General features: G+C 57.3%; 20 protein-coding genes. 15 read left to right on the forward strand and 5 right to left on the reverse strand.

Features of this window, described 5'->3' with window-relative positions:
* Window positions 1-108: 108 nt before the first annotated feature.
* The 8 genes from NWQ23_RS15820 to NWQ23_RS15855 all read left to right on the forward strand — a co-directional run bounded on the left by NWQ23_RS15820 (window position 109) and on the right by NWQ23_RS15855 (window position 8,205).
* Complete coding sequence (locus NWQ23_RS15820; protein WP_306167355.1) at window positions 109-819, forward strand: DUF4386 domain-containing protein; 711 nt, start codon at window positions 109-111, stop codon at window positions 817-819.
* A gap of 238 nt (window positions 820-1,057) precedes the next feature.
* Window positions 1,058-2,650, forward strand: coding sequence for an ABC-F family ATP-binding cassette domain-containing protein (locus tag NWQ23_RS15825; RefSeq protein WP_306167356.1), 1,593 nt, complete (start codon window positions 1,058-1,060; stop codon window positions 2,648-2,650).
* Between the two features lie 200 nt (window positions 2,651-2,850).
* The gene (locus NWQ23_RS15830) at window positions 2,851-3,876 is read left to right on the forward strand and encodes an AraC family transcriptional regulator (RefSeq protein WP_306167357.1); all 1,026 of its coding nucleotides are present in this window, start codon (window positions 2,851-2,853) and stop codon (window positions 3,874-3,876) included.
* A 106-nt stretch (window positions 3,877-3,982) separates the two neighbouring features.
* On the forward strand, window positions 3,983-4,339 hold the full coding sequence (locus tag NWQ23_RS15835; protein WP_306167358.1) for a glycine zipper family protein: 357 nt from the start codon (window positions 3,983-3,985) through the stop codon (window positions 4,337-4,339).
* A 237-nt stretch (window positions 4,340-4,576) separates the two neighbouring features.
* Complete coding sequence (locus NWQ23_RS15840) at window positions 4,577-5,464, forward strand: NAD(P)H-binding protein (RefSeq protein WP_306167359.1); 888 nt, start codon at window positions 4,577-4,579, stop codon at window positions 5,462-5,464.
* A 2-nt stretch (window positions 5,465-5,466) separates the two neighbouring features.
* Entirely contained in the window at window positions 5,467-6,147 is a 681-nt protein-coding gene (locus NWQ23_RS15845) for a hypothetical protein (RefSeq protein WP_306167360.1), read from the forward strand.
* A 25-nt stretch (window positions 6,148-6,172) separates the two neighbouring features.
* On the forward strand, window positions 6,173-7,207 hold the full coding sequence (locus NWQ23_RS15850) for a serine hydrolase (RefSeq protein WP_306167361.1): 1,035 nt from the start codon (window positions 6,173-6,175) through the stop codon (window positions 7,205-7,207).
* The gene (locus NWQ23_RS15855; RefSeq protein ID WP_306167362.1) at window positions 7,204-8,205 is read left to right on the forward strand and encodes an alpha/beta fold hydrolase; all 1,002 of its coding nucleotides are present in this window, start codon (window positions 7,204-7,206) and stop codon (window positions 8,203-8,205) included. Before NWQ23_RS15850 ends, NWQ23_RS15855 begins: the two co-directional genes overlap by 4 nt.
* Before the next feature lie 169 nt (window positions 8,206-8,374).
* Here the strand turns inward: NWQ23_RS15855 and NWQ23_RS15860 are convergent, their stop codons facing one another.
* Together NWQ23_RS15860 and NWQ23_RS15865 are read right to left on the reverse strand one after the other, a co-directional pair.
* On the reverse strand, window positions 8,375-9,226 hold the full coding sequence (locus NWQ23_RS15860; RefSeq protein WP_306167363.1) for a hypothetical protein: 852 nt from the start codon (window positions 9,224-9,226) through the stop codon (window positions 8,375-8,377).
* Between the two features lie 446 nt (window positions 9,227-9,672).
* The gene (locus NWQ23_RS15865) at window positions 9,673-10,587 is read right to left on the reverse strand and encodes a helix-turn-helix transcriptional regulator (protein ID WP_306167364.1); all 915 of its coding nucleotides are present in this window, start codon (window positions 10,585-10,587) and stop codon (window positions 9,673-9,675) included.
* A gap of 90 nt (window positions 10,588-10,677) precedes the next feature.
* Between NWQ23_RS15865 and NWQ23_RS15870 the strand changes: the two genes are divergently transcribed.
* The 3 genes from NWQ23_RS15870 to NWQ23_RS15880 are packed head-to-tail and all read left to right on the forward strand — an operon-like array spanning window position 10,678 to window position 12,954.
* Window positions 10,678-11,373 carry an ABC transporter permease gene (locus tag NWQ23_RS15870; RefSeq protein WP_306167365.1) on the forward strand — a complete coding sequence of 232 codons (696 nt, stop codon included), beginning with the start codon at window positions 10,678-10,680 and terminating at the stop codon, window positions 11,371-11,373.
* Window positions 11,334-12,107, forward strand: coding sequence for an ATP-binding cassette domain-containing protein (locus NWQ23_RS15875; protein ID WP_306167366.1), 774 nt, complete (start codon window positions 11,334-11,336; stop codon window positions 12,105-12,107). The genes NWQ23_RS15870 and NWQ23_RS15875 overlap by 40 nt, the downstream gene beginning before the upstream one ends.
* A gap of 31 nt (window positions 12,108-12,138) precedes the next feature.
* Entirely contained in the window at window positions 12,139-12,954 is an 816-nt protein-coding gene (locus tag NWQ23_RS15880) for a substrate-binding domain-containing protein (protein WP_306167367.1), read from the forward strand.
* A gap of 159 nt (window positions 12,955-13,113) precedes the next feature.
* Here NWQ23_RS15880 and NWQ23_RS15885 read toward each other — a convergent pair whose 3' ends face one another.
* From NWQ23_RS15885 to NWQ23_RS15895, 3 genes are all read right to left on the reverse strand, one after another.
* Window positions 13,114-14,394 (reverse strand): MFS transporter, encoded by a 1,281-nt coding sequence (locus NWQ23_RS15885; protein ID WP_306167368.1) that lies wholly within the window; start codon window positions 14,392-14,394, stop codon window positions 13,114-13,116.
* 878 nt (window positions 14,395-15,272) lie between these two features.
* Window positions 15,273-16,031, reverse strand: a complete 759-nt coding sequence (locus NWQ23_RS15890) for a hypothetical protein (RefSeq protein ID WP_306167369.1) — start codon at window positions 16,029-16,031, stop codon at window positions 15,273-15,275.
* A 139-nt stretch (window positions 16,032-16,170) separates the two neighbouring features.
* Window positions 16,171-17,085 (reverse strand): LysR family transcriptional regulator, encoded by a 915-nt coding sequence (locus tag NWQ23_RS15895; protein ID WP_306167370.1) that lies wholly within the window; start codon window positions 17,083-17,085, stop codon window positions 16,171-16,173.
* Window positions 17,086-18,187: 1,102 nt separating this feature from the next.
* Between NWQ23_RS15895 and NWQ23_RS15900 the strand changes: the two genes are divergently transcribed.
* Genes NWQ23_RS15900 through NWQ23_RS15915 form a run of 4 tightly spaced genes read left to right on the forward strand, consistent with a single transcriptional unit; the run spans window position 18,188 to window position 20,761 of the window.
* Window positions 18,188-18,616 carry a VOC family protein gene (locus NWQ23_RS15900; protein WP_306167371.1) on the forward strand — a complete coding sequence of 143 codons (429 nt, stop codon included), beginning with the start codon at window positions 18,188-18,190 and terminating at the stop codon, window positions 18,614-18,616.
* Entirely contained in the window at window positions 18,610-19,299 is a 690-nt protein-coding gene (locus tag NWQ23_RS15905) for a DUF1194 domain-containing protein (protein ID WP_306167372.1), read from the forward strand. Before NWQ23_RS15900 ends, NWQ23_RS15905 begins: the two co-directional genes overlap by 7 nt.
* Entirely contained in the window at window positions 19,296-20,021 is a 726-nt protein-coding gene (locus tag NWQ23_RS15910) for a DUF1194 domain-containing protein (protein WP_306167373.1), read from the forward strand. The genes NWQ23_RS15905 and NWQ23_RS15910 overlap by 4 nt, the downstream gene beginning before the upstream one ends.
* The gene (locus tag NWQ23_RS15915) at window positions 20,018-20,761 is read left to right on the forward strand and encodes a DUF1194 domain-containing protein (protein WP_306167374.1); all 744 of its coding nucleotides are present in this window, start codon (window positions 20,018-20,020) and stop codon (window positions 20,759-20,761) included. The genes NWQ23_RS15910 and NWQ23_RS15915 overlap by 4 nt, the downstream gene beginning before the upstream one ends.
* Window positions 20,762-20,801 lie beyond the last annotated feature (40 nt).

A 20,801-nucleotide genomic window follows, 5' to 3' on the forward strand; every position in this document is an offset into this window, starting at 1 on the left:
GCCGGCCATCGTCAGCCGCGCGGCGCGATCGGCGCGTGAACACAGGCAAGCATCCTTGCGGCCATCGCGCACCTGAACCCCGTCATTGAAAGGATTAATCCCATGCACATGCAACTGAACCAAAATGACCTGTCGCTCGCGCGGAGCTCGGGTCTGCTCTATCTGATAATCATCATCTGCGGTATCGGCGCCGAGGTTGCGCTCCGTGGTCCGTTGATCGACTTGTCGTCGGCATCGGAAACGGCGGCCGCAATACGCAATGCCGGAATGACACTGCCACTTGCCATCGTTTCAGACGTTATCATGGCATTGGCGGACGCAGCACTGGCCATCACGCTCTTCCTCCTCTTCCGGTCCGTCGCACCGGGACTGGCCCTGGCAGCAATGATTTTCCGGCTGATCCAGTCTGCGCTGATTGCCGCCAACCTGCTCAATATGCAAATTGCGTGGCTTCTGATCACCGGAGGACAGGACAGCGCCGGTCTGGGTGGTCCCGACGCCGAGGCGCTTGCCCTCGCCTATCTCAATCTGCACGCGCACGGCTATGATCTGGGGCTGATCTTCTTTGCGATCAACAGCTTCATGACGGGCCTATTGATTTGGAAGTCTGGCATGTTCCCGAAAATCATCGGGGTCGGCATCATCGCCGCCGGTGCGGTCTATCTGGTCGGCAGCACTTTGCGTTTTCTCGCACCCGAGATGTTTGCACTGTTTGCGCCAGCCTATGGGCTGCCTGTCCTGACAGAACTCGCATTCTGTCTCAGCCTGTTGTTCTCCGGTTGGATCTGGCGCCGGAGACAAATCTTCGCCGCCGCATAGAGCGGCGGCAACAGCAAAGAGGGAGTGCGGCCTAAGGCAGACCATCTGGTCGCACTCCATCCCAACGACGCAGAGCAGCGACGTGACTCCATAAGAACCTATCCGTTCACCCGGTGTTTCCTTGTTTTCCAACGCAAATCCCACTAAGAACAGGGTAGATTGCCAAGGAGCTACCAAAATGGATTGCGCACACACCGTTTGATCACCACTCGGTTTCCACTCTTTTGGAGCGCACTTGATGTCTACGATCTCTCTTGCTGGTCTAAGCTGGCATACCCCCGACAACACACCCATCATCGATCATCTGACGCTGACATTCGGTCCCGAAAAAACCGGTCTCGTCGGCAGAAATGGCACCGGCAAATCGACGCTGCTGCGGCTCATATCGGGCGCGTTGGACCCTTCAGCCGGGACCGTCATCCGCCCTGCCTTGGTTGGTTTGCTGCAACAGAACCATGACCACGAAGAGGGCACGACGATCGCTGATCTGTTTGGCGTGAGCGATCAACTCGTTGTCCTCAAGAGGGCAGACGACGGGGAAGCTACAGAAGAGGAGCTAGCGCAAGCAGACTGGACGCTCGTGCCAAGACTACAGGCAGCGCTGGGCAAACTGGGGCTCGACCATGCCCCCTCTACCCGTCTTGACCGCTTGTCAGGCGGCCAGAGGACCCGTGCCAATCTGGCGGCGCTGATGTTTGCCAAACCTGAAGCCCTCTTGTTGGACGAACCGACCAATCATCTGGACAGAGCCGGTAGGCGCTATGTCATTGAGGCACTGCGCGACTGGCGCGGCTGCGTTGTGGTTGCAAGCCATGACCGTGCTTTGCTGGATGAAACGGACGCAATCGTGGAACTCACTGCCTTGGGTGCCAACATCTACGGCGGCAACTACCGATATTACCGCGCCAAAAAGGAGGCAGAGCAAGCATCTGCCGAACATGCGCTAGCGGTCGCCGAACGCGCAGTCACGTCCAGTAAAGTCCGGGCGCAGGTCGCAGCTGAACGCAAGGCGCGGAGCGACCGGCAGGGCAGACAGATACGGGCATCAGGGAGCCAGCCGAAACTTGTGCTCAACGCCGCTAAGGAACGCAGTGAAGGTTCGGGGGCCGCCGCCGCCCGCCTCCGTAGCCGTCAGGCCGAAATGGCCGACAATGCACGTGAGGCGGCCCGCAAAGTCATCGAAAAACTGGAGCCGCTTGTGATGGACGTCGCGCCCTCCGGGCTAGCGGCAGGTGCAGATGTGCTGCGGATCGAGAACCTTCGATTGCGGCATCTCAGGGACAGACCATTAATTGAAAACATGTCGTTTTCGATCCGTGGCCCCGAGCGCTTGGCAATTTGCGGTGCAAACGGCACTGGCAAGTCAAGCCTGCTTGCCTGCATCAGCGGACACCTCGAACAACAAAGCGGGTCTGTCTCGGTTCTGGTGCCCAGCGCAATGATCGATCAGGATCTCAGTCTGCTTGACCCCGAAGAGACCATCCTTGAGGCAATGGCACGGATCGACCCCGATGCCAGCGAGAACGCCCGCCGCGCGACGCTCGCCCGTTTTCTTTTTCGAGGCGAGGATGCCAATCGACGGGTCGCTTCGTTGAGCGGGGGTCAGAAGATGCGCGCGGGCTTGGCCTGCACCCTTGGCCATAGCAACCCCCGGCAGCTGTTGTTGTTGGACGAGCCCAGCAACCATCTGGACATCGAAGCAGTTGAAGCGATGGAGATGGCGCTGAATAACTATGACGGAGCAATCATTGTCGTCAGTCACGACGCAGTGTTCCTTGAGAACATTGGTATTAAGCGCCGGATCCATCTTGGTAGTCAGACAGATCAATAAAGCTTGTTGCTTTCGTCTGCCGAGGTTTTCCCAGAGTAAAACGAGACGCGATTTCCTTGAAAACGAAAGCCAAGAGGCACTCAAAAGGCCTTAGTCTTTTGCCGCGAGACAACAATCTAGACAAATGCGGGTGCATTGCTTGATCGGAGCGCGCAACAGAACGTAGTCTGGTGCAGGATAATCGGATCGGTGAGGCAATCATGACTGAACAGACCATGGCCGCAGGTTTTGCAGCGAGTCTTGCTGACTATGCCTGTGAAAAGGGAGCAGTTCGTGAACTTCTGCTGGGAGAGAGCGGTCTGACTGAGGAAGATCTGTCCGATCAAGACAACCGTATTCCAGTCAAAGCGTATCAGGCGTTGATCGGTGCCGCGATCAAGCAAACCGGTGACACGGCCTTACTGCTGCGCCACACATTGGAAACGCGGCTAGAGACGATGTCGGTCGTTGGCCAGATCGTGCACACTTCGGCGTCGCTCCGTCACTCGCTTGAGCAGCTTAACCGCTACCTGCACCTGATGGGAGATGTAGAATTGCCTCCGGGCGTTGACCGCTTTGAGTTGTTGCGAACCGCAGACGGCCTTTGGATTGTGGACCATCTTGTATTGCCACCTGAAATGTCATTCTGGTCAGAGGTGTCATTTGCGCGTTTCATCAGCGAATTCCGCAGGTCATTCCCGGATGCAACCTTTGAGATCGGACTAGAGGTCACATACCCACCTCCGCCTCATGTGGACCAGTATCCAGAGCTATTCCGCATTCCGGTGCAATTCAGTGCAAAACGGAACGCCCTTCAGATTGATCCTGTGTGGGACAGCACGGACACCGAGTTCGAGCCCGGAAACGAATACGCTTTCGGGATCTTCACACGTCACGCGGATGAAATGCTGGCAAAACTGATGGCAGATACATCCATTCGCGCGCAGATTGAAGCTCAGATCCTGCCACGGCTGCACGAGGGCTCGATTTCGATGGAAAAAGTGGCCAAGGATCTCGCCATGAGCCGACAGACCCTTTATCGTCGCCTAAAGGACGAGGGGGTTACCTTCGCCGAAATCCATGACGGTCTGCGTCAACGCATGGCGACGGAATACTTGGCTGGACAAAAGGTCACCGTCAATGAAACCGCCTATCTTCTGGGGTTTTCCGAAGCCTCTTCCTTTGTGCGGGCGTTCAAGCGGTGGACCGGGCGGAGCCCGACCGCCTTTCTCAATCAGGTGGCCTGACCACATTCTGTTACGAAGTGTCAATTCAATGATGCCTGCGGTCATGCTCTGAGCGGGCAAGACTGGCTATCTGCCTTCTCGACAATCAAACGAGAAAGGTCAGAAAATGAAAACGCAATTAACTCTTACTACTGTTGGGCTGGTTTTGGTGGCAGCCTGTGCCGATAGCGGCGCAAACTATCAGCCCATCCTAGATGGTACACCGACGCCTGCCTACGAGGCTGATCTGGCGGAATGTCAGGCCTTGGCCAGCGACCAGTACAATCAGGAAACACTTGGCGCGGCATTCTTAGGTGCTGGCGTTGGTGCCGCATTGGGTGAAGCCGACAGCGGTGACGCCCTTGGCGGCGCTGTCGCAGGCGCACTGACCGGTGGTATCGCGAGCGCCGTGGATGTCAACGAACGGCGCGAAGCAATCGTCGTCGCATGCCTGCGTGGCCGTGGCCACCGGGTCGTAGGGTGAGGGACGCGCTATGAGACGTGACTTGCATCTTCGAGGCCGATCGGGTCGTGCGCTCTTTGCTCAGCTGACAGGTCATGCAAGACCGTTTCGCCCCAAACGCGGCGATGTTCCGGATCATCTCTTGCAGGACGTTGGTTTGCCAGAAGGCCGTCCTCAGGATCGTATCGTGAGCCACCTAGGCATCGTCATCATCCCAATAAACGCCTGATGTCTGCCAACAACAGAAAGGCCCCAGCCATGAAACGTGTCTTTATCGCCGGCGCAACCGGCTATCTGGGACGCCATATGTGCGCCGAATATCAGCGCCGCGGGTGGTATGTGATCGCACTCGTCCGCGACGTGACAAAAGCCGCACCTATCGCGGCCGACCAACTGGTTGAAGCGCAGGCGACTGCGCTGCATACTCTTGACGGTCTTATGGCTGGGGTTGAACTTGTTGTGTCTTGCCTCGGCATCACACGACAGGCAGATGGGCTGGGCTACTGGGAGGTCGACTATCAGGCCAACTTGAACCTGTTGCGCGAGGCGGAACGGGCCGGTGTAAGCAGGTTTGCCTATATCCACGTGTTGCGCGCAAACGACATGGGCCATGTCCCCATGGTCGCCGCCAAATCAGCCTTCGTGGTCGAATTGCAACGTTCTGCAGTTGCCACAACCGTCATTGCGCCCACGGGATACTTCTCTGACATGGGTGATATCCTGAAAATGGCACAGGCCGGGCGGGTTTGGCTATTTGGCGACGGCAGCAAACGGATCAACCCGATCCACGGGGCGGACCTGGCAGCGGCCACCGCTGATGCCGTCGAAGCAGGGGCAGAGTGGTGCGATATCGGCGGCCCTGACATCTTCACACAACAGGATTTGGCCGCGTTGGCTTTCGCCAGCTTGGGCAAGACCCCGCGGATTACCCATCTTCCCGACATCACCAGACGGGTCGCTCTGCGTCTTATACAACTGGTGACGCCGCGCCGCGTCAGCGGGCCTGCCCGATTCTTCCTCAGCGCCTTGGCGCTTGATATGGTCGGAGCCCAACACGGCACGCACCATCTGAAAGATCATTTCGAAAACAGCATTGCCGCCGGACAAGCGGCGCGTCTGCGTAAACTTCCTCAAGAAAGGACATAATCATGACGATCCAACGAATTGGCGGCCTTGCTGCTCTCACCTGCGCAGGAACCTATATCTTTGGCTTCGCCCTGCTTGTGACTGTGCTTGCAGAGTCGGGCTATGGTACCAGCGCCATAGATGCCGCGGATGTGGTGCGCTTCAACGTCGAGAACCAGGCCCTCATGATCACGTGGAACACGGTGATCTATGTCGTAAACGCGCTGGCGCTCGCCGTGCTGGTCGTCGCGCTGGCAAGCCGGTTGAAGGCCACGTCAACGGACTGGGGCAACACTGCGTTCGCCTTTGGCCTGATCTGGACCACACTCGTCCTCGGCGCAGGCATGATCGCGAACGTCACCACCGAGCGTGTGGTTTTGTTGGCCGCGACAGACTTTGAGATGGCGGTTCGGACCTGGGAGACCCTCCATGCGGTCGAACTTGGTCTTGGCGGTGGCAATGAAATCGCCGGTGGGATCTGGATCCTTTGCGTCAGCCTTGCCGCTTTGAAGCATCGTGCATTCGGCATTGTGGTGATCGGGCTGGGGCTGCTCACGGGGCTTGGCGGACTGCTGACGATCCTGCCGCCTTTGGGTGATGTCGCGGGTGCCGTGTTCGGCCTTGGCGCGATTGCGTGGTTCATCGCGGTTGGCTTGGCGCTTCTGCTCAAACGCGATGTCCTTGCGATGCGTGAAAGCACATAGCCTTCGGTCCGAAAGGAGAGAACCGATGACACTTTCGCAAAGCCTCCAGACTCTGATTGAGGGAGAAGCCACCAAGACAAATACCCATGGGATCATTTTGCGGGTTTGCTCCGGTGATGGTCGGATTGATTTCAAAGGCAGTGCGGGGGCCGCGACCCCCGACACCCGCTTTCCGATCGCAAGCATCACCAAGATGTTTACCGCAGCCCTGATCATGCAGCTTGCTGATGAAAGGGCGCTCAACCTTGATCAGACAGTGCAAACTATCCTGACCGATGTGGATCTGTCGGGCCTGCATGTTGTGAAAGGCGTGGACTACGGCCCACTGGTGACAGTTCGGCAACTTCTGCACCAGACATCCGGCCTTGCAGACTATTATGAAGGTAACCTTGCGGCTGATCTCAAGGCCGGCACGGATCGTCGCTACGGTCTGGGCGATGTCTTGCAGATGACCAAGGCACTTCCACCACAGGCCGTGCCGAACAGCGGCAGATCGCATTACTCCGACACCAACTATCAACTACTGGGCACGATCATCGAGAGCCTTACTGGTCAGACCTATGATCGGGCTCTGCAAAGCCGCATCTGTGACCCGCTGGGGCTGCAAGACACAGGTGTGTTGCAAGGTGCTGATGTCGGTCTGCCGATCTATCACGGCAGACGGCAGATTCATGTCCCTGAAACCCTCACAAGCATGTCGGCGGACGGCGGCATCATTTCCACACTGGATGAGATGCTCGTCTTTCTGCAGGCATTCATGCGCGGCCAACTGTTTGACCCAAAGAACACGGCGCAAATGCGCCAGTGGAACCGGCTCTTTTTTCCTCTCCGGTATGGATACGGGCTGATGCGGATCAAGCTTCCGCGCTGGATGACACTGTTTCGCGCCACGCCCGAACTGATCGGGCATTCCGGTGCCAGCGGGTCTTTTGCCTTTCATGCACCGGATCAGGACATTTATCTGATCGGCACCTTCAATCAGACCGATGCACCGAAGCGCCCGATCGGTTTCATGCTGCGCGTGCTCAACCTCATCGAAATACGAGGGGCGTCGAGATGAGATTTGTCCTCAGATCGGTGATAGGTGTCGCGATTACCCTAATCACGATCATTGTAATGATCTCTGTCTGGACGCGCGGCGATTACACCATGGCACGCCTCGTCACCGATGACCTGTCTCTGCCCTCTCAAACGGTGAATGGTGTTCGATTGCATCTGCGGGTGGCAGACGGACCCGAAGGCGCGCCTACGATCATCGTGTTGCACGGGGGGCCCGGTGGTGACTTTCGGTCCTTGCAGGCCTTGGATGCGCTGTCCGACCAATTCCGCGTCGTCTTCTATGACCAACGAGGGGCGGGGTTGTCTGAACGTGTCTCATCCGAAATGCTCACTTTGCGCGGCCATCTGGAGGAGTTGCGAGCGGTCATCGACCTTGTCTCACCGGGTGCGCCACCCATCCTGATCGGCCACTCCTGGGGTGCCATGCTGGCAACGGCATATCTCGGTCAGTATCCGGATGAGGTGCGGGCAGCCGTGCTGATCGAGCCGGGCTACCTTGACGAAGACGGCCACGCGGCGTGGCAAGCGCGCAGCCGAACCTACCTTTCCGGATTTGACTATGTGAAAGAAGCCGTCTTGACGGGGTTCCGTGCCCAGCATGTCGCGGGCCCAGACCCTGCCGCGCAGCACGACTTCCTGATCGGGCATATGGTCGGGGTCTTCGTAAACCATCCCGAAAACCCGTATCATTGCGGCGCTGGCTACACCGCGCCCAACTGGCGCTTTGGCGGCCTGAGCAGTGAGACATGGGACCAATCGCCCAAAGACCATCTCGCACGTCTCACGGTGGAAGCCTCGCGGTTCTCGGGTCCGGCTCTGCTGATCGCTGGGGCTTGCAACGATTGGATCGGCGAAGCTTTGCAGCAAGAGCATCTTGCCCTGTTCCACAATGGAGACCTTCGCGTCATTCCGGAAGCCGGCCACGACGTGATTTGGGACAACCCGGCTGCGTCGCTCGACGCCATCCGTCGCTTTCTGGATACACAGAACGTGAGGTGATGCCGGATATGTGGACAGAAGCAGGGCGCGATACCTCTTTGATCCGAGCAATCCGACACGTCGGCTCATTACAGACTTTCGCAGCAGTTACCTTGAACGTCCGCTCCGGGCCGTCTTCATCAGGACCGGTGCTCTTGGAAAGAGCGGCATTTCCCTCCGGTCGCTCCGTTCAGTCGATCAACGCATCTGCGCGATGACCTTCTCTTTCGTGGTGGATCGGAAGCGTACGGCCATAGAGCTGACGCGTTCGTTCGACACTGCCCACCATGCCGGGCGCGTCAACATAGGAAAAAATGGCAACGTATCGGGGTGTGTCGCCCGCTAGCGGCGCAACCCGGTGAAGCGAGTAGCGTCCCTTGAAGAGCTGCAAATCTCCGGGCTCAAGCTCAAGCGAAACGACCTTGTCTGACGTGCCATTGAGAACTTTTGATACTTCCGCGAAATTCTCGTCCTCGCGGCTTCTTATCATCGGCGCGTATTCGAATGCGCCTCCGCGCTCGGCGTTTTGCAACGCGAGGGTGACCGTGAAATTGTTGGTGTCGAAATGCCAGGGGAACCCGTTCCCGGCCTCGGCTGCATTCACGATGACATCCGCGAGCGGATCGGCATAGCGAAAGAACCGATCCGCCGGTTCATCGAGACACTCCCTGATGAATTCATCGAAGCCCTTGCTGTCAAAGATGGTCCGCAAGATGCCGCCGGTCGCAAAATTGTCGGCCGGAATGAATGCATTTGACCGTTCGAAGAACTGTCGTCTTGGATCATCCGCGGGAAGCGTCGGATCATCGGTGGTGAAATAGGCGTTCGTTCTCGAAAAACTGCGGTGCCCGTGGTGCGCCGCGCTGTCGGCCTCTGCGACGGCTTCCGCCACGCCTTCCGGAGTGAGAAAGCCTTTTAGAACGGCGCAGCCTTGGTCTTTCAATGATCGTCGCACGTCCGCCAGGACAGCGTCGCGCTTCGGATTCGATGTCGCGATCGGATACCGGTCGTAGTCGATGAAGTCCGTTGACGAGATGTTCATGGTTCCTCGGTGCACTGAAGTCTTATTTCTCAAGAGGATCCAATATTTCGCTGCTCGGCTATCGGAATTGCGACATGACCAGCGTCGGTTTCCTTGCTCGGTCCAGACCGCGCTTGTCAAAGTCCGCTTAGATGATGCTGCCAGGCAGCATTACCGAGCTGCGCAACGGCGGGTTCGGGCCGAGAGCTACATCAGTCAAGAAGGGCGGGAAGCAGACAGTCGCTGCGTTTGCAAAGACCTCATGCAGAGGGAGAATGAGCGATCGTTCGCCCCCATGTCGTCATGACAGCACGATGCGTCGAAGCCTGGTGCAGGAAGGGCGCGTTGCAAGCTTTGGGAGACCGGCGACAGCCCAATGTTCTTGCTGGCAGGTCATCGTGCCACAACAGGTTTCCGACCTGCGATGTCCGCGGCAAATCCGGCAACATCGGCAAGATCGCTTTGTATCAAGAGTTCCAGCGGACGTTCCCCAGTTCTGTGACATCATAACCGGATAAATGTGCTGCCCGGGCGGTAAATGCGTCAGTGCGCGCGAATGCCAGCAGCGCCTGAACCTGAGGCTCGAAGTAGTCACGTCGGCGCATGACCAGATCAAAGCTCTCATTGCCGACCAGTGGAACGAAACCAAGCCGTCCCGACACTGCCTGCAGACCGATCCCGCAATCGGCTTCGCCAATCTCGATCATCGTCGCCAGATCCCCGTGCGTTTCGGCCTGCCGGGGCGCAAACTGCAAAGCATCCGCTGTCAGGCCCATGCGGCCGAGCAAGACATCAAGCAGTTGTTGCGATCCGGCTCCCTCTGTGCGGGCGGCGAAACGCAGACCCTTCGAGACGACATCTTCCAGACTCGTGATTTCCCTTGGGTTGCCGGGCGGGGTCAACAGACCTTGAACCCTGCGCGCCCAATGGATCATGACAAAACCGCCGCCAGGCATGTGGCTGCGCACTGCGGGCAGATTGTATTCCCCGCTGGCCGCATCCAGCAGATGACTCCCCGCGAGCATCGCGCGCCCGTCAGCCAATTCGCGCAAACCATGCGTCGAACCATGCGTCAGCACCGCCAGTCCTGCACCCGATTGCCTTAGGGCCCACTCCAGAAGCGGGTCGTTTGATCCCGCATAGATTGGTGCTGCTTGAAAAACGCCTGAGATTGGGGCCTCGGTCTGTGCCTCAAGCCAGATATCAATCAGGCGGCGCGGAAAGAGAAGTTTGCCGGTCGCTCGGGTAAAGGGAATCGTCTGGCGCGTGACCATTTCATAAATCGTGCGCTGCTTGACCCGCAAGTAATCAGCGACCTCAATCGTCGTCATCAGGCCCGGCACACCGGAGTGGAGAGGCTCATCCTTCAGATCATTATGCATAATACTGCAAATCCATGCATTATTTAGGTGTTTGCACAATAGATTGCATCTTGTTTACTTGTCTACAGATTCTGGGGGGATTTTGCATTAATGGACGGCCCATTTCTGATCGCGATTGGTCTGATTGCCTCTGGCGATCCGGCTTTGACCGAGATAATCGCGCTGTCTCTCAAGGTGACGCTGACGGCCGTGAGCATCGGTTGTCTGGTCGGTCTGCCGCTGGGTGCCGGTCTCGCGCTTGCGCGGTTTCCGGGGCGTGGCGTGATAGTGGTGGCCTTCAATGCCCTGATGGGTCTGCCACCGGTCGTGGCGGGTCTTTTGGTCTACTTGATGTTGTCACGGTCCGGCCCGCTGGGTGATCTCGCGCTGCTTTTCACGCCGACGGCGATGGTCATCGCGCAGACGATCCTGATCCTACCCATCGTGATTTCGCTCACCCGCTCCGTGGTCGAAGACCTTTGGGCCGAATATCGTGAACAGCTGCGCTCGCTCGGGGCGGGCCGTTTGCGGTCGGTGCCGACCTTGCTCTGGGATGGCCGGGTCAGCCTCGTGACGGGCATCCTTGCAGGTTTTGGTCGGGCCAGCGCCGAAGTTGGTGCGGTCCTGATCGTCGGCGGCAATATCGCAGGCCATACCCGCACCATGACCACCGCGATCACATTGGAAACCAGCCGTGGCAGCCTGGGCCTTGCCGTGGCTCTTGGCATCATTCTGCTGTTGATCACCTTGTCGCTGAATGCCGCCGCATGGGGACTGGCACAATCAGCACGGGGGCGGCTGGGATGAAAGTGGACAAGGTGATTGCATCGGCAACCACGATCCTTCCCCTGCGGCTTAAGGATATGAGCTATTCGGTCGGTAATGCGCGGCTGTTGGACGGGATCGACCTGACGGTTAAAGCGGGCCGACGATTGGTTGTCATGGGCCCGAACGGGGCGGGTAAAAGCCTGCTACTACGGCTCTGCCACGGGCTTATCGAGCCGACCTCCGGCAGCATCTCGTGGCAGTCGCAAGACCCACGACCGGCAGCGCAGGCGATGGTGTTGCAGCGTCCGGTGCTGTTGCGCCGGTCCGTGCGCGCCAATTTGAACTATCCGTTGGCTTTGGCTGGTTATGCGCGCGCGGCGCGTTCCGAAATGGTCCAGAAAACCCTAGCGCGTTTCGGGCTGATCCCGCTTGCAGAGAGGCCAGCACGTCTGTTGTCTGGTGGTGAGCAACAGCGCCTCGCACTCGCGCGCGCATGGGCACTGCGACCTCAAATCCTGTTTCTGGACGAACCATCGGCCGCACTCGACCCCTCTGCAACCCGTGCCATCGAAGACTTGATCTTTCAGTTCAGCGCAGAGGGCATCACCATCGTGATGACCAGCCATGATCTGTTTCAAGCACGGCGCCTTGCCCAGGACGTTGCTTTTCTGCATCGCGGTCGGCTGATCGAACACGGACCCGCAGCCCAGTTCTTCGACGCGCCCCAGACACCCGAAGCCCGGGATTTTTTGGGTGGCGCACTCATCTGGTAAATTTCAACTGATCAACAAGGAGAAGATCACCATGCTTTCAAACACTCGGGCACTCTTGCTTTGTGCCATATCCAGCATCGGATCGATTGCTGCTGTTCCGGCATTTGCGCAGGACTTCATCACGGTCGCGTCCACCACGTCGACAGAGAATTCCGGCCTTTTCGGATACATCTTGCCAATGTTTACAGAAGAAACCGGAATCGACGTGCGCGTTGTTGCGCAGGGCACGGGGCAAGCGCTGGAAACCGGACGGCGCGGCGATGTCGATGTCGTCTTTGTTCACGCACGTCCCGCGGAAGAGCAATTTGTCGCTGAGGGCTATGGCGTAGAGCGTTTCGATGTCATGTATAATGACTTCGTCATCGTTGGGCCGGACAGCGACCCCGCGAATACCCGTGCCGCCGAAAATGCTGTGGATGCGATGACGGCTATCGCGCAAGCTGGTGCATCTTTTGCATCGCGCGGCGACGACAGTGGCACGCATAAGGCGGAACTCGCGTTGTGGTCAGCGGCAGATATCGTCCCCGAGGGCGCATGGTATCTCGAAACCGGGTCCGGCATGGGTGCGACGCTGAACACCGCCGTCCAGGTCCCGGCCTATGCACTGACCGACCGCGGCACATGGTTGTCATTTGAGAACCGCGGCGATCTAACCGTCACCTATGAGGGCGATCCGGTCCTGTTCAACCCCTATGGCGTGATCCTTGTGAACCCAGAACTCCATCCGCATGTGAAAGCGCAAGAGGGACAGGCATTCATCGACTGGCTTGTCTCCGACGCTGGCCAGCAGGCGATTGCGGACTATCAGGTTGGCGGCGAGCAGTTGTTCTTTCCCAACGCGCAATGACCGAAGGGGGGCGGCGGCAATCCAGCGCCGCCCTTTTTTCTGCTCTGAAGCACTTTGCAAAAATTTCCCCGCAGTTGCGTCATTCACCTCATGTGAGTTTGCGCCTGCTACGATTGGCTGGTTGTAGCTGGCTGGCCATCGCCATGATCCCGGCATACTCTAGGCCACAACCTCTTCAGCTTCTGCGTTTTCGGCTGCCCAGTTGGCTGCATCCGCTACTGCGACAACCGAGGCTGTGGGCACCAGGTTCAAGTACGCATCTGTCTCGGATACCGGAAGCGCCTCGGTCTGGCTCATCCGATAGAACGCGTAGAGCACGATCGCCGAGAAGGTACCCCCAAGCACGACCCAGAAGGCAAAAGGACCGAAAGCATCCATGGCAAAGCCAATGGCAATCGGGCCGATGATGGCCCCCAATCCGAAGGTGAAGACCAGACCCCCTGAGGTTGAAGGCATGTCTTCGGCCGACACATTATCATTGGTGTAGGCCAGCAGCAGCGCGTAAAGCGGTGTTGTCGTGCCGCCGGCGAAGAAGGCCGCGCCCATAATCGGGATCAGCGGATCAGAAAAGAGCCAGTCAGGCGGGCTTTGCGCCATCCACCCCAGCCCGCACGCCACCGCGCCAAGAAAAGCTGTGCCGCAGATCACCTTACGCCGGTCCAGCCGGTCGGACAGCCAGCCGATGGGAACCTGCATCAGCAGCGCGCCGCCGAAAAGCATCGCCACGAAGAGTGCGATTTGGTCGGCGCTCATGCCGATCTCGTTCCCGAAGACTGCACCCATACCTGACTGGCTTGCATAGATGCTGCCCAACAGAAAGATACCGATTGTCCCAAGCGGTGAGGCGGCGAACAGATCCTTGAGACGGCCGGGTTTCGACACCTTTACGGGTGGCGCGGGCTGGACCGATAGCAAGATCGGTGCGAAGGAGATGGATACCAAGATCGAAGCACCGATAAACAGCGCTGCATTGCCCGCATCACCAAGTGTCAGCAGGCCTTGTGCCGCGATAATGCCCATCGTTTGAGCGAGCATGTAAGCCGATAGCATCTTGCCGCGGTTCTCGTTTGTGGAGGCATTGTTGAGCCAGCTTTCGGCCACGACATAGATGCCCGACATGCAAAAGCCGATGATGATCCGCAGGACCGTCCATATCCAAGGCTCTGGTACCAAGGTAAATGCGATCAGGCCTGCAGACATGAAACTACCCAAAGCCGCAAAGACACGCACGTGACCCACCCGTTGTATCAAGACAGGCGTGAAACGCGCGCCAGACAGGAACCCCAAAAAGTAGCCCGAGGTTACGATGGAGAGTTCCGTAGAGGAGAACCCTTCAATACCGCCGCGCAAGCCCATCAGCGTGAAATGCATCCCATTGCCGAGCATGATGAGCACGATGCCCAAAAGGAGTGCCCAGACGGAGGCGAGCATTGTTATCATCTGAAGGCTCCTTGCTGTAACAGGTCATTCTTCAAGTTTAGGATAAAGCAATACTGCAGATGCAATGCTGCAACGCCGCATGTATCCCGGTTTGCGACATCGTTCGGCCTTATTCCCTTGAACCGGTCCAAATGCTGCGCGAAGCATGAACGGCCGGAAAGCGAAAGCTGCACTGCAGCGTTGTTACTCCTCTACAACGGCAGCTCAGGGCCGGGAGCAGTCTCGGCCACCAAGGGCCGATAGGGGAACACGACTAAGCAGTCCCCTTCTGCTTTGCCGCGGCAGACCAACCCTCAGCTGCTGAACTTTCGCGCTTGGAAAGCCAAGCCGCTCCCCCAGCTAGCTTTGCGAGCTATCTGCTTTGTCGGGGCGATTGGCTGGCTATCTATCAGCATGGCGCAGGTCTCCTGTGGTTGGTGTGGGGGTTTTTATTGGGGGCAACGTATTGTTAGATATCCATCAGTCGGGGGGTCTTTTGACAGTCCCCTAGGGGCTGCCACTGGTCACCATCTCCCAAGGACATGCTATTGAATTGTTGATTCAGGTGCTTCTCGAGTCGGTTGTCCGGTGATCAAGCCCGGCCGTTTTGCCCGTCAACCATTATGTCTGGCGAGCCGAAATCAGCTTTTGAATGATCTTGCCGCCCTTCACCATGATTTGCACCAAATTTCGCCGCAATCGCGCAACAAGAATGGGGGATCGAATCGAAACCGATTTGCACCCACTTGCTACTGCTCACAGCTTGGCGCTGCTCTTTCCAGAGGCAGCGCCAATCGCTTTGGGTCGGCGCCTGAGATCACAAACATCTTGGCAACAAACGCGCGACAGCGTGGCAGACGCTCATTGCACTCTCAAACGATGTTTTGCGCGACGGTCGACTAGCGGACGGAATCGATTGATGCCAGCGGCGTACGAATTGCCGCTACTTGCCCAGCGGGTCGGACAGATTGTACGTCCCTCGCCAAAACATTCTTGATGTCGCCGGCACTCATCCAGATCATGTATTCTTCGTCGGTCACCTGTTGATCTGGTCCGATCCATCTGCCGGGCTCGCAATGCGTGTAGCCATAGCGAAGATGGGCCCCCTTTGCAGCCAGCTGTTGGGGCACAAAGGCAAAAACAAAGTCGGGGCTAAATGCTTGCTGCAGTATTTCGAACAGCAAGCGAGACAGCAAAGTTGTGGCACCTTGGCTCCGCGGGCCGCCAAGTCCAAGCGAGGTCAACCAGAAATCACCGCAATATCCGACCGAACCCGACACCGTTTTCAGCGCTTCAGGGCCTTGGAAGAATGTCAGATCAGGATCTGGAGTCGTATCTGGTACAATGTACTTATGGCGATGCATATCCAAATGCTTGCCAAGCGTGATACCGGAAAGATCGAGCAACCGTACAGCCTGCGTGTGAATCACTTCATCCGAACCATTGAATCCGCAAATCCAAAAGCCGTTTGTTTCATCAATAAACGAACTGGCCGCATCAAAGATCGGAGAAATACCGCCGCGCCCTGCACAAGCGTTCCGATAATTACGGTATAAGGCAAAGTCATCCCCAACCTCGACCCGCATACCTGCGGCCTCAAGGTCCCGAATTAGAATCGACACATTCCTGGCTGTGCCAAAAATACTCTTCGCTGACATCTCTGGCTCCTCGCCCCATCATTGCGCATTCGACAACACTACGCTGAAAAAGAGTGGATTGTGTACTATCTTTTGTCACAAGTTCACATCGTAACATTTTATCCCGCAATGGTTATCGCAAATGTGGCAATAGAGCCACTCAATTGCAGAGCGGGGCAGGACAATCCATAATCAGATCCTCGGGCAACTTTGGCCGGTCTGCCTCGTTCAAGGCATCAATCTCGATCTGCTCTGTTATCGCTGAAAGAATGATCAGGCCCGGGGTTCCATCTGGGAACACACTGCCAAGAAGCAATCTCTGGAAAGTTCCGGGCTGAGGTTCGCCGCCGTCTTTTGGAAGGTGAGCGAAAATGTGATCAAGGCGAACACCCCCTTCATCATAAATCCGAGAATAGGCGCCACCAGTGAATTGGTTGTACTCATCGTCAATATTGTCTTCGCTTATCAGCTTGCCAATGGCGCTTCTCGACCACGCCCAACCAAACCAGCGTGCGTACGCCGATTCCTTTCCGACGTCGACGAAAACCCAACCTGCTGGCCCTTTTCGATAGATCACGGTGTAGGGCCGGATTTGTTCCATCGCCGTGTGTTCGATTTGTGTCTCTGCATTTCCCCATGCGGAAAAGGCCTTTTTCATGATCGGCAGGCCGTTCAAAGCGATTTGCGAAACCGGGTGCTGTTGTGAGTAGAAGGTGCGTGCGTTTGCATCAGTATACTGAAGCTTCTCCAGGCCACCGGAGTAGTTCTTTCGCAAATTCGACCGCCCAGCCCATGTATCCAACTGCAAGAGCAGCGACTTAGCTTCCTCGAGTGATTCGTAGCCGCCACAAGTCAATTGATACTGACGATCAACCACCTCGAAGAGCTTTTTGCCAAGAATCGCTTCGAGATCGGTAATGTGACGCCGGACAGTCTGGCGCGTCGTGCCAAGCTCGCTGCAGGCCTTTGATAGGTTCAGGCTTCTGCTCAGGCTGACAAAGGCGCGCAGCATGTCAACCGTGACGCTGGAATTGTTCTTGGACTGGGACAACGTGACTCCGAATGGCTGGCTCAACTGAAGCGCAACAGATCAACGAAATGCTTCTGGCGAAAAGAGTATGAAAGGTGACAGCGTAGAAATGAAGACCACAAAATAGCTTTTTCGAGACCATAACTGTTCACGGTCAAGAAACCATCATTTTTTAAGAACCGACTAAAAGAGAACGCCTTAGGCTCCGCCAAACCTCAACACGCTTAATATTTGCTTAACGCCGAAATGCGACCGGATGACGGCCAAACTCCAAACTGTCGCCATCGTTTGGCCATCTTGCTTTGAAAACTCAAGATAGCGAAAGGAACTGCCATGAACCTTGCCAATTGGATAAGCACCTCTGTCACACTCTCAAGTCCACCTCCAGGATCAGTGAACGTTCTTCTGGGGAAGAAGGTTGAGGGTCCGGGTGGAAAATGGATCCCCTGTGCAACCAAAACCGCCGACGGATCGTACTACTCTGGTCTTTTTCAGGTTGGTCCGGGAAAACGGCAGGTCTGTGCCGCGAGCGTTCCGTTTCATTGCCCGAACAAAGCCTTGTCGCGCGCGATAGAACTGGCATCTTCGGCAGCAGCTTAAGGGCTCTCCAAAAAAAATGAACAGCGCTCTGGAAGAGCACTGTTCTGTAATTTCAATCTAGTGACCGCCGCAAACCCGTTTCGAAATGAAACACTCTTTAAATCTTCACTTGATCCTTGAAGAGCCTCCAGACTCACAACCTAGGAGGCCTCTTCAAAGCATGCGTCCGTATAGACTCACGAACACTCGTTAATCAGATCGCCGAATCGCGACCACTCACTACACCCACTCGTTACTCACCGACCGCAAACAACACGCGCTCGATGACTTGGTTTTGATCCAAATCCAAACTTAGAACAATTCTCTAAATTTCTTACCAAATAGGTGTATTTTTCATACCTTGATGTATGATTTTTCATACATTGAACTGAGCGAAGCGACGTCTCCCCCACTCCCTGATCTTGTCTTGACCGATGGTTCTCGAAAACGTTGTGACCGCCAGTGGCGCGCTTTCAGAAGTTCCCCCCGAGGCGTATTGTTTTGGGCATTTCACTGTTTGTCTGAACGGGTTAGGCTGGGACCAAGCCCATGATGAACGGAGCGACCCATGTCCTTGAAATATCTGCATACGATGGTCCGCGTGAAGGACCTTGATAAGTCTATCGCCTTTTATGAACTCTTGGGCCTGAAAGTGACCCGCCGCTTTGAAAGCGAAGCGGGGCGGTTTACGCTTTTGTTCATGGCGCCTCCGGGCCAAGAAGAATGCCCCGTTGAGCTGACCTATAATTGGGATGGCGATGATGGCCTTCCCTCGGACAGCCGCCACTTTGGGCATTTGGCCTACCGTGTCAGCAATATCTACGAGACCTGCCAGCACCTGATGGACAATGGCGTCACAATCAACCGCCCACCGCGCGACGGACATATGGCCTTTGTTCGTTCGCCCGACAATATCTCGATCGAGTTGCTGCAGGAAGGCGATAACCTTCCCCCTGCCGAACCTTGGGCCAGCATGGAAAACACCGGTCATTGGTAAAGGCAGGGCTGATCACAGCACTGGCCCTGCTTGCAGCGCCAGCCGAAGCATGCAGGCTGGCACTTGTTCTGGCGCTGGATGTGTCATCATCGGTTGATGCCGCAGAGGATCAATTGCAGCGCGCAGGTCTGGCGGCGGCCTTGATCGCACCCGAAGTGCAAGCGGCCTTCTTTGCCAGCCCCGCCCCCGTAGCGCTGCACGTCTTTGAATGGAGCGGGCGGGACCACCAAACGGACCTGTTACGTTGGCGCCTGATCACGGGTCCCAGTGACCTGACAGATGCTGCCGAAACCATCGCGTCCAGCCGGCGCACAGCCGAAGGCCTGCCAACGGCGATGGGGCACGCCTTGGGCTATGCCGCGATCAAGCTGAGCCAAGCGCCCGATTGCCTTTTTCACACGATTGACATGGCAGGTGATGGTGCAAGCAACGAAAGTTTTGGGCCGGCAAGCGTCTATGCGACATTTCCTTTTGATGGCGTCACCGTAAACGGTTTGGTCATCTCTGGCGCTGCCGATGAGGTGCTGGCGTATTACACGGATGAGGTCATCCGCGGCCCCGGTGCCTTTGTCGAGATCGCAAATGGGTTCGAGGACTTCGAAGCCGCCATGCGGCGCAAACTTGTCCGCGAATTATCGGCGCAGATCATGGGCGCTGCCGAAATTGGGACGCCACAAGGATGATCCGGCTTTGCCTCCTGCTCTTGCTTTTCCCCAGCCTGTCACAGGCCGCTTGCAGGCACGCACTGTCGCTGGGGCTGGATGTCTCAAGCTCGGTTGACGATGTGGAATATCGTTTGCAGTTGGACGGGGTGATCGCTGCACTCACCTCCACTGCGGTCCAGGACATCCTTTTCGCGCAGCCCGATGCGCCGATCCGCCTCCACGTCTTTGAGTGGAGCGGACCGGTCAACCAAACGATCATCGTGCCATGGACCACGCTGGACACGCCTGCGGCACTGACCCAGGTCACAATCGGGCTGCAGGCGCACCAACGCGGGGTAGAAGCGCCCACCACATCCATCGGGGACGCCATTCTTGCGGGCTATGGCTACCTCGAACAGCAACCCGACTGCTGGAGCCGCACGCTGGACCTGTCCGGTGATGGAGAGACAAACTTGGGCATCCTTCCCGAAGACATCGGCGAGGATCAAAGGCCCGCAGGTGTGATCGTGAACGGGCTGGTGATCGAATCCGAACAACTGCGCGGCGATGAAAACCCGCGCGCGGCCTTGCAGGCTTTGTCGACCTATTACCTGACCAAAGTCATCCGTGGCCCCGGCGCCTTTGTCGAAACCGCCCGTGGCTATCAGGACTACGCGGCTGCGATGGAACGCAAACTGGTCAGGGAACTGTCGGCGCAGGTGATCGGACAGACCCGACCCACAAAAGGCGACAACGGATGATCCGCCTTTGCCTGCTTTTCCTCTTGATGCCCGGCCTTGCCCATGCCGCCTGTCGCCAAGCGCTCGCCATGGGGCTTGATGTGTCAGGCTCTGTCGATGCGGTCGAGTATCGGTTGCAACTGGACGGCTTGGCCATCGCGCTGAACAGCGGGAAAGTCCAGGATGTGCTGTTTATCCAACCCGATGCCCCGGTGGAGGTGCTGGTTTATGAATGGAGCGGGCCGGACGACCAAACGGTGATCGTGCCCTGGACCGCACTTGCCAGCCCGCTTGATCTGGCCCAAGTCACCGCAACCCTGCGCAATCATCAAAGAACCCCCGCTGCACCGACGACAGCTGTGGGATCGGCCATGCTCGCGGGGTTTGCTTTCCTCGAACAACGGGCCGCCTGCTGGAAACGCACACTTGATCTGTCGGGGGATGGACCAACCAACACAGGGCCGCGCCCGCAGGATATCGGGGACGAACGCACCCCCACGGGAGTGGTCGTCAATGGTTTGGTGATCGGCGCTGACGACACACGCGGTGGTGATGAACGCTTTGCCGACATCAAGGAGCTGTCATCCTACTACAGCACCTATGTCCTGCGCGGTCCCGATGCCTTTGTCGAGGCAGCACTGGGCTTTGAAGACTATGCCGCCGCGATGGAGCGGAAACTTCTGCGCGAACTGGCCAGTATTGCGATCGGTGATGCCGGAACCGGCGAGGCGTCTGATTTGGGTCAAACGACGCTTCAATAATCGCAAAAAAGAAATGGGCCGACGCTCCAGCGCGCCGACC

This window comes from Yoonia sp. (assembly GCF_030731595.1).
Classification (GTDB): domain Bacteria; phylum Pseudomonadota; class Alphaproteobacteria; order Rhodobacterales; family Rhodobacteraceae; genus Yoonia.